Annotated in this window: 11 protein-coding genes; 3 read left to right on the top strand and 8 right to left on the bottom strand. The window is 70.6% G+C overall.

The window, feature by feature from the left end; all coding sequences use genetic code 11:
• Positions 1-1812, bottom strand: coding sequence for a bifunctional sugar phosphate isomerase/epimerase/4-hydroxyphenylpyruvate dioxygenase family protein (locus ACTJJP_RS02895; protein ID WP_440773529.1), 1812 nt, complete (start codon positions 1810-1812; stop codon positions 1-3).
• Positions 1813-1862: 50 nt separating this feature from the next.
• On the opposite strand from ACTJJP_RS02895, the gene ACTJJP_RS02890 reads away from it, so the two are divergent.
• The 3 genes from ACTJJP_RS02890 (at position 1863) to ACTJJP_RS02880 (ending at position 4961) form a co-directional block, all read left to right on the top strand.
• Positions 1863-2495 carry a TetR/AcrR family transcriptional regulator gene (locus ACTJJP_RS02890; protein WP_440773528.1) on the top strand — a complete coding sequence of 211 codons (633 nt, stop codon included), beginning with the start codon at positions 1863-1865 and terminating at the stop codon, positions 2493-2495.
• Between the two features lie 239 nt (positions 2496-2734).
• Positions 2735-3628 (top strand): shikimate dehydrogenase, encoded by an 894-nt coding sequence (locus ACTJJP_RS02885; protein WP_440773527.1) that lies wholly within the window; start codon positions 2735-2737, stop codon positions 3626-3628.
• Positions 3629-3641: 13 nt separating this feature from the next.
• Positions 3642-4961 carry an MFS transporter gene (locus ACTJJP_RS02880; RefSeq protein ID WP_440773526.1) on the top strand — a complete coding sequence of 440 codons (1320 nt, stop codon included), beginning with the start codon at positions 3642-3644 and terminating at the stop codon, positions 4959-4961.
• A gap of 179 nt (positions 4962-5140) precedes the next feature.
• On the opposite strand, the gene aroB is transcribed toward ACTJJP_RS02880, so the two are convergent.
• From aroB to alaS, 7 genes are read right to left on the bottom strand one after another with little or no spacing between them, the layout of a single operon-like run.
• A complete protein-coding gene (gene aroB / locus ACTJJP_RS02875; RefSeq protein WP_440773525.1) occupies positions 5141-6217 on the bottom strand; it encodes a 3-dehydroquinate synthase in 1077 nt (358 codons plus the stop codon).
• Positions 6214-6765, bottom strand: a complete 552-nt coding sequence (locus ACTJJP_RS02870; RefSeq protein ID WP_440773524.1) for a shikimate kinase — start codon at positions 6763-6765, stop codon at positions 6214-6216. The genes aroB and ACTJJP_RS02870 overlap by 4 nt, the downstream gene beginning before the upstream one ends.
• Positions 6752-7978, bottom strand: coding sequence for a chorismate synthase (gene aroC, locus ACTJJP_RS02865; RefSeq protein WP_440773523.1), 1227 nt, complete (start codon positions 7976-7978; stop codon positions 6752-6754). The genes ACTJJP_RS02870 and aroC overlap by 14 nt, the downstream gene beginning before the upstream one ends.
• 4 nt (positions 7979-7982) lie before the next feature.
• Positions 7983-8819 (bottom strand): shikimate dehydrogenase family protein, encoded by an 837-nt coding sequence (locus ACTJJP_RS02860; RefSeq protein ID WP_440773522.1) that lies wholly within the window; start codon positions 8817-8819, stop codon positions 7983-7985.
• On the bottom strand, positions 8813-10522 hold the full coding sequence (gene mltG, locus ACTJJP_RS02855; protein ID WP_440773521.1) for an endolytic transglycosylase MltG: 1710 nt from the start codon (positions 10520-10522) through the stop codon (positions 8813-8815). The genes ACTJJP_RS02860 and mltG overlap by 7 nt, the downstream gene beginning before the upstream one ends.
• A 1-nt stretch (position 10523) precedes the next feature.
• The gene (gene ruvX, locus ACTJJP_RS02850; protein ID WP_440773520.1) at positions 10524-10997 is read right to left on the bottom strand and encodes a Holliday junction resolvase RuvX; all 474 of its coding nucleotides are present in this window, start codon (positions 10995-10997) and stop codon (positions 10524-10526) included.
• Positions 10994-13663 (bottom strand): alanine--tRNA ligase, encoded by a 2670-nt coding sequence (alaS, locus tag ACTJJP_RS02845; protein ID WP_440773519.1) that lies wholly within the window; start codon positions 13661-13663, stop codon positions 10994-10996. Before alaS ends, ruvX begins: the two co-directional genes overlap by 4 nt.
• Positions 13664-13672: the final 9 nt, after the last annotated feature.

Here is a 13672-nt window from a genome sequence, read left to right as displayed (position 1 = left end):
TCAGCGCCGACCCTGCGCGGTGAGGCGCACGGGGGCGGTGCCCGCGCCGTACCCCGCGTAGGCGTCAACGCGCTCGACGAACTCGAAGAACACCTCGCCGATGGTGCGCGTGTAGAAGTGCAGGTACGCCCCGGCGGCATCCTGGTCGTAACCGAGGTGGAGGTCTCGGAGCTCGTCGACCTCGGCGTCGGTCAGGGTGAAGCGGGCGGCGATGTCGTCGTAGTAGTTGGCGGGCATCTCCAACGGCGCGAATCCGCGCTCGCGCGCCGTTCGGGCGACCGCGCGCACGTCGTCGCAGACGAAGGCGACGTGCTGCGGGAGGGCGACGCCCGCGCGCTCGGCGGCGAGGATCGGGGGCGCGACGTTCAGCGGCAGGCGCACGCCTCCGCCCGGAGCGACGAGCACGCGGCTGGCGACGAGCCCCTGCGGGCCGGGGACGTCGGTGCTGCTGTCGACGCGCAACGCGAAGCCGGCGGTGTAGAACAGGGTCGCTTCTTCGACGGCATCCCATGGCTGGCTGAGGCTGACGTGATCGACGCCCGTGATGTCGGTTCCCGACTCCGGTTCACCGTGCTCGAACTCGCGCACCCAGGCCGGGTCCCCCTCGTCGGCGGCCTGCGCCCAGTAGACCTCGGTGCCGTCGGGGGCGATCGCCCCGTCGAGTCGCTCCTCGGTGGCGTAGGTGCGGCGGTAGGCCCGCGGTACCCCGAGCTCGCGCATGCGCAGGTCGACCGCTTCGGCGTCGTCGACCTCGAGGCCGATTGCCGCCAGTCGCGGTTCCCACCCGCGTGCGTGCTGTTCGTTCAGCACGACGCGCGCGTCCCCCGCGGTCCACAGGGTCACGGGCTTCGTGCGGTGGCGTCCGCGCGAGGTGAAGCCGAGCTGGCCCAGCAGTTCCTCGATCGCGGAGGTGTCCTCCGCCTTGACCTCGACGAAATCGACGGCCGAGGGCGCGGCCGAGTCGGGCAGCATCTGCAGCTCGGCCGGCGCGTCGGGCATTGCGCGCGTCACGGCGTCTTCGAGCCAGCGCAGCGATCGGCGGGCGTGGCGGGCGGTGCGCCGGGCGTCGGTCTGTCGGAAGGTGTCGTTGAACACCTCGAGCGACCACGGGCCGGTGTATCCGGCATCCACGATCCGCGCGGTGAAGCCGGTCAGGTCGAAGTCGCCCTCGCCGGGGAACAGGCGGTGATGCCGGCTCCACGACAGCACGTCCATGCTGAGTCGCGGCGCGTCGGCGAGTTGCACGAAGAAGATCTTCTCGCCGGGGATGCCGCTGATCGCGGCGGGGTCGTGCCCCCGCGAGAGGATGTGGAACGAGTCGAGGCAGACACCCACCGAGGCGTGGTCGGCGAGCTCGACGATGCGCCACGCGCGCCGGTAATCATCGACGAAGCGCCCCCACGCGAGGGCTTCGAACGCGATGCGGATGCCGTACCCCGCCGCGAGGTCGCCGAGACGCCGCAACTGATGCGCGGAGACGTCGTCGTCGTCGACCGTGGCGGTGGCGACGTTGCTGCAGCAGAGCACCAACTCGATGCCGAGGCGGTTCATGAGACGGAACTTGGCCTCGGCGCGGCGGAGCACCGCGGCGAAGGTCTGCTCGTCGACACCCTCGACGTCGCGCAGGGGCTGGTAGAGGTCGAGGCTGAGGCCGAGTCGCCCCGCGAGGGCGGCGATCTCCTCCGGGCTCTCGGGGGCGGCGAGAAGGTCGGGTTCGAAGATCTCCACGCCGTCGAAACCGGCCTCCGCGCACGCGTGCAGCTTGTCGGCCAGGGTGCCGCTGATACAGACGGTCGCCATCGAGGTCCTCATGGGCGCCGAATGTACCATCTGGTACAAAGCGGGTCCACTAGTCTGACCGAATGGCCGAGGCACGCAGAGACGCCGAGCGCACTCGCGCCGAACTGCTCTCCGTCGCGACCGAAGTCTTCGCCGAAGCCGGATTCTCCGGCGCCCGCGTCGATGAGATCGCCGCCCGTACCCGCACCACGAAGCGGATGATCTACTACTACTTCGGTGGCAAAGAGGGTCTGTACCGCGCGGTGCTCGAAGAGGCGTACCGCGGTATCCGCGAGGCGGAGCGGGCGATCGACGTCGACCATGCCGATCCCGTGGATGCCATCCGCGCCCTCGCCGAGCTGACCTTCGACCACCACGTGGGGCACGAGGCTTTCATCCGCCTGGTCGCGATCGAGAACATCCATCGGGGCGAGTTCATCCGTCAGATCGACGGGCTGCGAACGCTCTCCCAGCCGGCGAAGGGCCTGCTCGACGAGATCCTGGATCGCGGTCGCGACGCCGGGGTGTTCCGCTCGGACGTCGACGCGATCGACGTGCACCTCGTGATCAGTTCCTACTGCGTGTTCCAGGTCGCGAACCAGTACACCTTCGGTCACCTCTTCGACGTCGACCTCGCATCCCCCGAGCGTCGGGCGCACCTGCGCACCGCCCTCGGCGACGTGGTCGTCGGGTGGTTGACCGCCCCCGCGCGCTGATCCTCAGAGCGGACGGCCCGGCCGGTCGGTCGGTCGAGCGTCCACGACGCCCGGGGTGTTTCGCGGAGCATCCGGCTGTTCTGGGTACTCGATGCGTCGGCTCCCGCTTCGACGACTCCAGCGGACCCGGGTGTGCGTATCGGCATCCGGAATTCGTCGTTGACAGAGCATCGCGCTCGTGGTTTCCTCTGAACGTACCGGTTAGTACATAGCCGGACCCACGGACACGAAGGAGTACCGTGATCGACGCGCACCCCTACCTCGTCGGCCTCATCGGCACCGGGGTCCTCCCCTCGCTGACCCCGCCGATGCACATGGCCGAGGCACGCGCCCTCGGGATGACCTACGTCTACCGCCCCCTCGACCTCACCGCGCTCGGCATCGACCCCGAGCGGATCGGCGACGTCCTCGCCTGGGCGGAGCGCCTCGGCTACGACGCGGTCAACGTCACCCACCCGTGCAAGCAGAGCGTCCTCGCGCACCTCGACCGGGTCGACCCGGTCGCCGCCGCCCTCGGCGCGGTCAACACCGTGCTGTTCACTCCCAACGGGCGCGTCGGCCACAACACCGACACCACCGGCTTCGCCGCCGCGTTCGTCGACGGGCTCGCGGATGCCGAGACCCGGCACGTCGTCCAGCTCGGCGCGGGAGGCGCGGGGTCGGCCGTCGCCGACGCGCTGCTGCGCCTGGGCACCGCGCGGCTGAGCATCGTCGACCTCGACCCCGTGCGCGCCGCGGCCCTCGCCGACGACCTGACGTCGCGGCATCCGCTCGCCGTCGTCGACACCGCCGCGCCCGACCGGCTCGCCGACGTACTCGCCGGCGCCGACGGTCTCGTGCACTGCACCCCCGTCGGCATGGCCGAGCACCCCGGGCTCCCCCTCGACGCCGACCTGCTGCGCCCCGACCTCTGGGTCGCCGACATCGTGTACCGCCCCCTCGACACCGAACTCCTCGTCACCGCGCGCGAGCGCGGCTGCCGCACCCTCAGCGGCGGACGCATGGCGGTCCACCAGGCCGTCGACGCGTTCGCCCTCATCACGGGGACGCGACCCGACCCCGACCGCATGACCACCCACTTCCTCGACCTCGTCGCCGCCGACACCACCGTCGGACCGGCCGTCGCCCGCTAAGGAGCATCCCTTCATGACCACCACCGCAACGACGCGGAAGACTCCTGTGAAGGCGGCCACGGCCAGCTTCATGGGCAGTGCCGTGGAGTACTACGACTTCTTCCTCTTCGGCTCCGCCGCCGCCCTCATCTTCCCCACGGTGTTCTTCCCGTCGGGTGATCAGGCGGCGCTGGTGATGTCGTTCGCGACCTTCGGGTTCGCCTACATCGCCCGCCCCTTCGGCGCGATCATCCTCGGCCACTTCGGCGACCGCATCGGTCGCCAGAAGGTGCTCATGTTCACGCTGGTCCTGATGGGCCTGTCGACCTTCATCATCGGTTGTCTCCCCGGTTTCGCGCAGATCGGGTGGTTCGCGCCCGCTCTGCTGGTGCTGTGCCGTCTCGCGCAGGGCCTGTCGGCCGCGGGCGAGCAGGCCGGAGCGTCGTCGCTGACGCTCGAGCACGCCCCCGACGGTCGCCGCTCGTTCTTCACCTCGTGGACCCTCACCGGCACGCAGGGCGGCCAGATCCTCGCGGCGCTCATCTTCATCCCCGTCGTCGCCCTGCCCGACGACATCAAGTTCTCGTGGGGCTGGCGCGTGCCGTTCTGGCTCAGCGCGGTCGTCGTCGTGGTGGCGTTCTTCATCCGCCGGAGCCTGCACGAGACCCCCGAGTTCGAGCAGGCGAAGGCCACCGGCCAGATCGCCCGGATGCCGCTGGTGCCGCTGCTCAAGAACCACTGGCGCGACGTGCTCCGCGTGATCTTCTGCGCCTTCATCGCCGCGGTCTCCACCGTGTTCGGCACCCTCGCGATCGCCTACGGCAAGGAGGTCGGTCTGGCGGCCAGCGTTACCCTGTGGCTGGTCGTCGTCGCCAATGTGGTCGCGCTGTTCACCCAGCCGCTGTTCGGCCGGCTCGCCGACCGCATCGGCCGCAAGCCCGTCTTCATCTACGGCGCGCTGTCGTCGGCTGCGTTCATGCCGTTCTACATGCTGTCGATGGGCGCCGGGAACGACCTGCTCACCTTCGGCCTGGCCATCCTGACCTTCTCGTGCGGCTACGCCGCGGCCAACGCCGTGTGGCCGTCGTTCTACGGCGAGATGTTCAGCACCCGCGTGCGCTTCTCGGGAATGGCGATCGGCACGCAGCTCGGCTTCCTCATGGCCGGGTTCGCGCCGAGCATCGTCGCCGCCCTCGGCGGTGGTGGCGCGGGCGGCTGGGTCGTCATCAGCCTCTTCACCGCGGTCATCGCGGTCATCGCCTCGGTGAGCGCCCTGACCGCTCGCGAGACGAAGAACGTTCCCACCGACCAGCTGGGACTCCGCGCCGAGGAGCGCGTCCCCGCGCGCGTCTGACCGGGGCACGAAGGCCCCGTCTCTTTCGGGAGACGGGGCCTTCGTGCGCGCAGGCGGGCGAGGATTCCTCGCGAGTGCCGCAGTTCGTCGCGAAGCTCGCAGACGTCAGGCCGATCGTGCGAGCGTCGAGCGCTTGTGCGAGCGGAGAGCGGATGCCACGGCATCCGGACGCGCCGGACCTACGCCCCGACCTCCTGGTACGCCGCGAACAGCAGCGACTCGTCGGGGGCCTGCAGCACGGTGGGGCGCGCGAGGTCGTCGAGCACGATGAAGCGCAGCATGGCGCCGCGGCTCTTCTTGTCGCGCTGCATGGTGGCCTTCAGCGTCTGGAACGCCCCGGCGCGGTACGTCGTCGGCAGCCCCAACGATTCGAGCACCGTGCGGTGACGCTGCGCGACGTCGTCGGAGAGGCGGCCGGCCAGGCGCGACAGCTCGGCCGCGAACACCATGCCCACCGAGATCGCGGCGCCGTGACGCCAGCGGTAGCGCTCGGCGTGCTCGATCGCGTGCCCGAGCGTGTGCCCGTAGTTGAGGACTTCGCGAAGCCCCGCCTCGCGCAGGTCTTCACCCACGACGCGCGCCTTCATGTCGATGGCCAGTTCGATGCATCGGCGGAACGCCTCACCGCGCGGGTCGACGATGTTCTCGGGATCGGCCTCGATGAGGTCGAGGATCTCCGGATGCCAGATGAAACCGGCCTTCACCACTTCGGCGAACCCGGCGGTCGCTTCGTTCTTCGACAGGGTGTCGAGCAGATCGAGGTCGCAGACGACGGCGGTCGGGGGCCAGAACGCGCCGACCAGGTTCTTGCCTTCCGCGGTGTTGATGCCGGTCTTGCCGCCCACCGCGGCATCCACCATGCCGAGCACGGTCGTGGGCACCTGCACCAGGGCGACACCGCGCAGCCACGTCGCCGCGACGAAGCCGGCGAGGTCGGTGACCGCTCCCCCACCGAATCCGACGACCACGTCGGTGCGGGTGAAGTCGGCCTGGCCCATCACCTGCCAGCAGAACGCCGCGACCTCGACGCGCTTGCCGGCTTCGGCGTCGGGGATCTCGGCGAGGAGCACCTGCCGGTCTCCCATGAGCTGCGCGCGCAACGCCTCGGCCTGCTTCGCGAGGGTCGGCGGGTGCACGATGAGCACCTTGCGGGCCGCCGCGGGCAGCTTCTCACCCAGCGAGGCGAGCAGTCCGCGGCCGATCGTGATGTCGTAGCCGGCGTCGCCGGCGACGCTGATGGTGGTGGTGTCGGTCATGCCGTCTCTCCGGCCGGCACACGGCGTGCCCAGGCCACGATGTCGTCGACGACGCGCACGAGCGGTCCCGACGAGGTGTCGAAGGTGATGTCGGCGGTCCGCTCGTAGATCGACCGTCGTTCCTCGTAGATGCGCAGCCAGCGGGCGACCGGGTCTTCGCCGCCCAGCAACGGACGTTCGTCGCCATGGATCCGGGATGCCACGACGTGCGGCGCCACGGTCAGCAGCACCACGCGATGCGCGGCGAGCCGCTCCCGGGTGACGGGGTCGAGCACGGCCCCGCCGCCGAGGGCGACGACTCCGCCCCGGGCGAGGGCTTCGGCCACGGCGTCTCGTTCGAGGGCGCGGAAGTGCGGCTCGCCGTGCGCGACGAAGAGCGCGGGGATGGGACCGTGATCGCGCACGACGAGTTTGTCGGTGTCGGTGAAGGGCGTTCCCAGGGCGCGCGCGACGCGGCGCCCCACACTGGTCTTGCCCGCACCCATCGGTCCGATGAGCACCACGGCCGACCCGGGCGCCGCGTCGGCTGCGACCTCAGGCGAGGTCATGCGCGAGGAGCCCCGCGTCGGACGCGTCGGCCGTGCGCAGCGTCTCGGGCAGATTCGCGAGGTAGGTCTCGAGGTTGCGACGCGTCTCCACGATGTTATCGCCGCCGAACTTGTCGAGCACGGCGTCGGCGAGGGTGACGGCGACCATGGCCTCGGCCACGACGCCGGCGGCCGGCACGGCGCACACGTCGGAACGCTGGTGGTGGGCGGCGGCGGTGTCGCCCGTGGCGACGTCGACCGTGCGCAGGGCCTTCGGGATGGTGGCGATCGGCTTCATGCCGGCACGCACGCGCAGCACCGTGCCCGTCGACATCCCGCCCTCGGTTCCGCCCGCGCGGTCGGACGAGCGCGTGATGCCGTCACCGGTGGCGAACAGCTCGTCATGGGCCTGCGACCCGCGACGGGTCGTGGTGAGGAAGCCGTCGCCGACCTCGACGCCCTTGATGGCCTGAATGCTCATCAGGGCGTGGGCGAGCTTGGCATCCAGTCGTCGGTCCCACTGCACGTGGGAGCCGAGTCCCGGCGGCAGTCCGTAGGCGAGCACCTCGACGATGCCGCCGAGCGTGTCGCCGGACTTCTTCGCGTCGTCGACCTCGGCGACCATGGCGGCGCTGGTCTCGGGGTGGAAGCAGCGCAGCGGATCGGCGTCGAGCAGATCGACGTCGTCGGGGGTCGGGAAGGCGGCGTCGTCGGGTACTCGCACCGGACCGATCGAGAGCGTGTGGCTCACGAGGCGGATGCCGAGTTCGTTCAGGAACGACCGCGCGATGGCGCCGAGGGCGACGCGGGCCGCGGTCTCGCGGGCGGAGGCGCGTTCGAGGATCGGCCGTGCCTCGTCGAAGCCGTACTTCTGCATACCGACGAGATCGGCGTGACCCGGACGCGGACGGGTGAGGGCGGCACCGCGGCCGCGCGACCGGTCGGACAGCTCGATCGGCTCGGGGCTCATGACCTCGGTCCACTTCGGCCACTCGGTGTTGCCGATGCGCAGCGCGATCGGGCTTCCGATCGTGAAGCCGTGCACGATGCCGGTGGAGAGCGTCAGCTCGTCTTCCTCGAACTTCATCCGCGACCCGCGGCCGTAACCCAGGCGACGGCGCGCGAGTTCGGCGCGGATCTGCGCGGACGAGACGGGGACGCCGGCCGGCATCCCCTCCATGAGGGCGATCAGTTCGGGGCCGTGGGACTCGCCGGCCGTGAGAACGCGAAGCATTCCCCTAGTCTCCCACGAGCGCGGCGCGCATCGCGGCCAGCACCGCATCCTCGCGTTCGAGCGGGCGATCGGGGTCGCCCCGCACGAACACGCGCACCTGCAACAGCGCCTGGTGCAGCAGCATGCCGAGACCGTCGTGCGCGGCGACGCCCGCACGACGCCACGCCTGGGCGAGCGGTGTCGGCCATCCGCCGTAGACGACGTCGATGAGGGGACCCGATCCGGATGCCAGGAGGTCGGCCACCGGACCGAGCTCGGTCCCGCCGGGGAGAGCGGCGATCGTGGCATCGACGGGGTCGATCGGGTCGTCGTCGATCGCTCGGACGCGCACCTCGACGCCGAGCGCGTCACCGAGCGTCTGGAGGGACTCGGCGGCTTCCGGGCGGCGTGCGCGCACCTCGATGACCGCCGCGCCCACGCGAGCGGCCGACACGACGGCCGACGTGGCCGTCGCCCCGGCACCGAGCACGCGCACCGCGCCCGGTGCGTCCACGCCGATCTCTGCGAGGGCGCGAGCGAGTCCTCCCACGTCGGTGTTGAAGCCGAGGGGGCCGTCGTCGCTGAGCAGGAAGGTGTTGACCGCGCCGGTCCGGCGCGCGTCCTCGTCGAGGGAGCGTGCCGTCCGAGCGGCGACCTTCTTGAGCGGCATCGTGAGCGACAGACCGCGCCACGTGGCATCCACTCCCCCGAGGCGCGGTACGAACTCCGCCTCGCTCACCCGCTCGCGACCGTACTCCCACTCCAGCCCGAGCACGCCGTACGCCGCCGCGTGCAGACGGGGCGACCGCGAGTGCGAGATCGGGTCGCCCCAGACGGCCAAGCGCGTGGGGCCGGTCAGCATCCTGAGTTCGGATTGTCGGAGCACCAGGCCTGCCACTGGGCGACGGCCTTCTCGTGCTCGCTGTACGTCGAGGTGAAGACGGTCTCGCCGGTGTCGAGGTTGACCGTCACGAAGTACAACCACGGACCGTCGGCGGGCTTCATCGCGGCGTCGATGGCGAGATCGCCCGCGTTCGCGATGGGGCCGATCGGCAGACCCGGATACATGTAGGTGTTCCACGGGTTGTCGCTGTTGCGTGCCTCTTCGGACGTGCTGACCGTTCCGCTGCCCATCTCCCCCGCGCCGTACTGCACCGTCGAGTCCATCTCGAGCTTGCCGAACGTCTCCTGGTTGGACGGCTGCAGACGGTTCTCGATGACGCGCGACACCTTGTAGAAGTCTTCGCTGCTGCGCGCTTCGCGCTCGATGATCGAGGCGATGATGAGGATCCGCTCGCGGTCGGCCTCGGGCACGCCCGCGGAGTCCAGGGACTGCACGGTGCGCTTCACCATCGTGTCGATGACCTGCGTGGCGGTGACGCCCTCGTCGAAGTCGTATGTGGCGGGGAAGATCCACCCCTCGAGCGTGGAGGCGCTCACGCCGTACTGCGACGGGTCGGCGACGGCCGCGTCGAGGTCGGCGCGGGTCAGGCCGAGTTGCTCGGAGATGAGATCGAGCGACTGCGCGAGCGTCAGGCCCTCGCGCAGCTGCACGGAATAGTTCAGGCGGGTCTCGGGGAGGCGGAGGGCGGCGAGTACCGACTCGGAGGTCATCTGCTGCTGCAGCTTGTACACGCCGGGCTGGAAGGTGAAGGCGATGGAGTTGTCGACCATGTACTTGTACAGCGAGTTCGACGCTTTCGTGACACCCGCTTCGAACATCTTCGGTGACACCGACTCCCCGGTGTCACCCGCGACGATCGTGACGCGCGTCTCGCCGGTGGCCTGGCCCGCCTCGAAGTCGACCGGTTCCTCTTGACCGAGGAAGGCCTGCACCCGGTCGCCGTAGGTGTTCCACAGCGCCATTCCGCCCCCGACCATGCCGCCGATCAGGAGCACGACCACGGCGAGGGCGATCCACCGGCCGACGTGGCGGCGCGTCCGCGACGGCTCCGGCACGGGCTGGCCGATGTCGTGGGTGGTGGTCTGTCCCGTGAAGAGCTGTTCGAGGGATCCGGATGCCGCCGACCCCGGAGCCGTGGGTGCGGCGGCGGACGCAGCACCTGCACCCACGAGTGCGGGCTCGCGCGCGGGTTCGACGTCATGCGACGGCGCGCTGCCCCGGCGCGGCCCGGGAGCCGTGTCGCCACTGCCGGCGGTGCGGGCGGTGGAGCGGCGCGCTCCCGCCGATGGCGCGGCGTCGCGCGGGAGGACGGGGACGTCGGGTGACCGGGTCTCGCGTGAGGGATCGTTCCGGACGGCCGAGCGCGGTGCGTCATGCGGCGCGTTCTCGGCGGCGGAGCGATCGACCGGGGCGTCCGGCGTGGATGTCGGCGTGGCTCCCGCGGGGGTCGGGGACGACGGCGTGTCACCGGGCATTCGTCGAGCGGCGTCGAATCGCGCACCCTCGGGTGCGTCGGGCGACTCGCTGTCGGCCGCGCGGGCGGCGCGGGCGGCGCGGCGCGACGAGGGGGCGTCGTCGGCGGATACTCCTCTGCGCGGGTCGGGCAGACGCCCATAGAGGTCGGCGAACGGATCGCTCTCGGGCGGCTGGTTCTCGGGCATGTCAGGCGGGCTCCTGTCCCGGTGATACGGCGGGTCCGGCCGGCTCACCGGACTGTCGCTCGACGTCGAGCGCCTGCTGCAGCAGCACCACAGCGGCGACTTGGTCAACAATGCTACGAGAATCACGCTGGGAACGTCCTGCCTCTCGCAGAACGCTGTGGGCCGACACGGTGCTGAGGCGCTCGTCCACCAGCCTCACGGGCATCGGCAGAGCACCCGCGAGCGCCTCCGCGAAGCGCCGTGCGTCGGTCGTCGACGCCGTGTCCTCTCCCCGCAGGTTCAGCGGCAGACCGACCAGCACCTCGAACGCCTCGTACTCGGCGGCCAGGGCCGCGATGCGCCGCACCGGCTCGCCCTTGCGCGGAACCGTCTCGACGGGAACGGCGAGCACCCCGTCGGGGTCGGATCGTGCCACGCCCACGCGAGCGCGGCCGACATCGATTCCCAACCGGATGCCGCGCCGGAACGCCGTCACGCGGTGGTCGCCCGCACGTCCGCCACGATTCCCTCGAGCGCCTGCGGGAGGGCAGCGGCATCCGTTCCGCCACCCTGGGCGACGTCGGGGCGACCGCCTCCGCCTCCGCCGAGGACGCCGGCGGCTCCCTTCGCCAGGGCACCGGCGGCGAGTCCACGTTCGCGGGCGGCGTCGTTGGTGACGACGACGACCGTGGCGCGGCCGCCGGTGACGCTGCCCAGGGCGACGACCGCGGGGTCGGAGCCCAGGCGATCGCGCACCTGCAGAGCGAGCGAGCGCACGTCGTCGGCCGACGCGCCCTCCCCCAGGCTCTGGGCGACGACCCGGACCGTGCCGACCGCGGCCGCCGACTCGACCAGCTGCGGCAGGCGCCCGGTGAGGGCTTGCGCCTCGAAGGCGGCGATCTTCTTCTCCGCGGCCTTCAGGCTCGCCGCCAACTCCGTGATGCGCGTGGTCAGCTGTTCGCGCGGTGTCTTCAACGACGTGGACAGCTGCGAGACGATCGCGCGCTCGGCGGCGAGGTCGCGGAAGGCGTCGAGGCCGACCAGTGCCTCCACACGGCGGTTGGAGGCGCCGACGGACTGCTCGCCCACGAGGTTCACCAACCCGATCTCGGAGCTCCGGGCGACGTGGGTGCCACCGCAGAGTTCGCGCGACCAGGGGCCGCCGACGTCGACCATGCGCACCGTGTCGCCGTACTTCTCGCCGAACAGTGCCATGGCGCCCGCGGCCTTGGCCTCGTCGAGCGACATCACGCGCGTGGTCACCTCGAGGTTGTCGCGCACGGCGTTGTTGGCGATGTCTTCGATCTCGGTGCGGGTCTCGGGCGACAGGGCCGAGCCCCAGCTGAAGTCGAACCGCATGTAGCCGGCGCGGTTGAGTGAACCGGTCTGCGTCGCCGTCTTGCCCAGGGTGTCGCGGATGGCGGCGTGCACGAGGTGCGTCGCGGTATGCGCCTGCTGCGCCGAATGGCGGTTCAGCGGGTCGACGACGGTCGTCGCGGGGGCGCCGACCGAGACCTCACCGGTGGAGACCTCGACCGTGTGGCTGATCAGCCCCGGCACGGGTCGCTGCACGTCGAGGACCTCGAGCTCGTAGCCGGGTCCGACGATCACGCCCTTGTCGGCGACCTGCCCGCCCGACTCGGCGTAGAGGGCGGTCTCGGCCGTGATGATCTCGGCGATCTGTCCCTCCGACGCGCGGTCGGTGCCCTGGCCCTGGATCAGGATGCCGAGCACCGTCGATTGCGTCTGCAGTTCGGTGTAGCCGGTGAACACGGTCTCACCGAGGGCGCGGAACTCGCGGTACGCGCTCTGGTCGGCGATGGCGCCCTTTCGGGCGCGGGCGTCGGCCTTGGCGCGGGTGCGCTGCTCGAGCATGAGCTGGTCGAAGGAACCGCGGTCGACGGTGAGACCCGCCTCTTCGGCGATCTCGAGGGTCAGGTCGATCGGGAACCCGTAGGTGTCGTGGAGGAGGAACGCCTCGGACCCCGACAGGGTGGTTCCGCCCCCGGTCTTCGCCTCCGCGACCGACTGATCGAGGATGGCGGATCCGGCCGCGAGGGTGCGGAGGAACGTCTGCTCCTCGGCGATGGCGTAGGCCGAGAGCCGGGCGTAGTCGGCCTCGACCTCGGGGTAGGACTCCTTCATCGCGTCGCGCGACGCGGCGAACAGCTCGGGGAAGGTCGCGCCCTCGACACCGAGGAGGCGCATCGAACGGATCGCGCGGCGCATGATGCGACGCAGGATGTATCCGCGACCCTCGTTCGAGGGGGTCACGCCGTCGGCGAGCAGCATGAGCGACGAACGCACGTGGTCGGCGACGATGCGCAGACGCACGTCGTCCTCGTGGGACTCGTTGCCGTAGGACTTGTTCGCGAGTGCCGCCGCCAGGTCGAGCACCGGACGCACCTGGTCGGTCTCGTACATGTTGTCGACGCCCTGCTTGATGAACGCGATGCGCTCCAGGCCCATGCCGGTGTCGATGTTCTTCGCGGGGAGCTCGCCGACGATGTCGAAGTCGTACTTGGACCGGACGTTCGTGATCTCGTACTGCATGAACACGAGGTTCCAGATTTCGACGTAGCGGTCGTCGTCGGTGGCGGGGCCGCCGTCGATGCCGTAGTCGGGTCCTCGGTCGAAGAAGATCTCCGAGCAGGGGCCCGCGGGACCCGGGAGACCGGTCGACCAGTAGTTCGTGTCCTTACCGAGGCGCTGGATGCGCTCTTCGGGCAGGGGGGTGAGGGAGCGCCAGAGGTCGTGCGCCTCGTCGTCCTCCTCGTAGACGGTGACCCACAGATCCTTCGCGTCGAAGGCGAGACCGCCCTCCGACTCGGGGCTGGTCAGCAGCTCCCACGCGAAACGGATGGCGTCTTCTTTGAAGTAGTCGCCGAACGACCAGTTGCCGAGCATCTGGAAGAAGGTGCCGTGGCGCGGGGTCTTGCCGACCTCTTCGATGTCGTTGGTGCGGATGCACTTCTGCACATCCGCGGCGCGCGGGTAGGGCGGCGGCACGACCCCGCTGAGGTACGGGATGAACGGCACCATGCCCGCCACCGTGAACAGCAGGGCCGGGTCGTCGGTGACGAGCGAGGCCGAGGGGACGATCGTGTGATTCTTCTTCTCGAAGAAGTCGAGGAAGCGTTGGGCGATCTCGGCGGTTTTCATGGCGGGTCT

Origin of the sequence: Microbacterium sp. 22296 (genome assembly GCF_052045385.1) — a bacterium.
GTDB lineage: Bacteria > Actinomycetota > Actinomycetes > Actinomycetales > Microbacteriaceae > Microbacterium.
The sequence above is the reverse complement of the archived record's forward strand: the minus strand, read 5'-3'. Positions and strand labels throughout refer to the sequence as shown.

Excerpts from the sequence above, each read along its gene's own strand:
- ACTJJP_RS02870 (WP_440773524.1), bottom strand. The coding sequence starts at position 6,765 with ATGACCTCGCCTGAGGTCGCAGCCGACGCGGCGCCCGGGTCGGCCGTG.
- alaS (WP_440773519.1), bottom strand. The coding sequence starts at position 13,663 with ATGAAAACCGCCGAGATCGCCCAACGCTTCCTCGACTTCTTCGAGAAG.
- mltG (WP_440773521.1), bottom strand. The coding sequence starts at position 10,522 with ATGCCCGAGAACCAGCCGCCCGAGAGCGATCCGTTCGCCGACCTCTAT.
- ACTJJP_RS02880 (WP_440773526.1), top strand. The coding sequence starts at position 3,642 with ATGACCACCACCGCAACGACGCGGAAGACTCCTGTGAAGGCGGCCACG.
- ACTJJP_RS02895 (WP_440773529.1), bottom strand. The coding sequence starts at position 1,812 with ATGAGGACCTCGATGGCGACCGTCTGTATCAGCGGCACCCTGGCCGAC.
- aroB (WP_440773525.1), bottom strand. The coding sequence starts at position 6,217 with ATGACCGACACCACCACCATCAGCGTCGCCGGCGACGCCGGCTACGAC.
- aroC (WP_440773523.1), bottom strand. The coding sequence starts at position 7,978 with ATGCTTCGCGTTCTCACGGCCGGCGAGTCCCACGGCCCCGAACTGATC.
- ACTJJP_RS02860 (WP_440773522.1), bottom strand. The coding sequence starts at position 8,819 with ATGCTGACCGGCCCCACGCGCTTGGCCGTCTGGGGCGACCCGATCTCG.
- ACTJJP_RS02890 (WP_440773528.1), top strand. The coding sequence starts at position 1,863 with ATGGCCGAGGCACGCAGAGACGCCGAGCGCACTCGCGCCGAACTGCTC.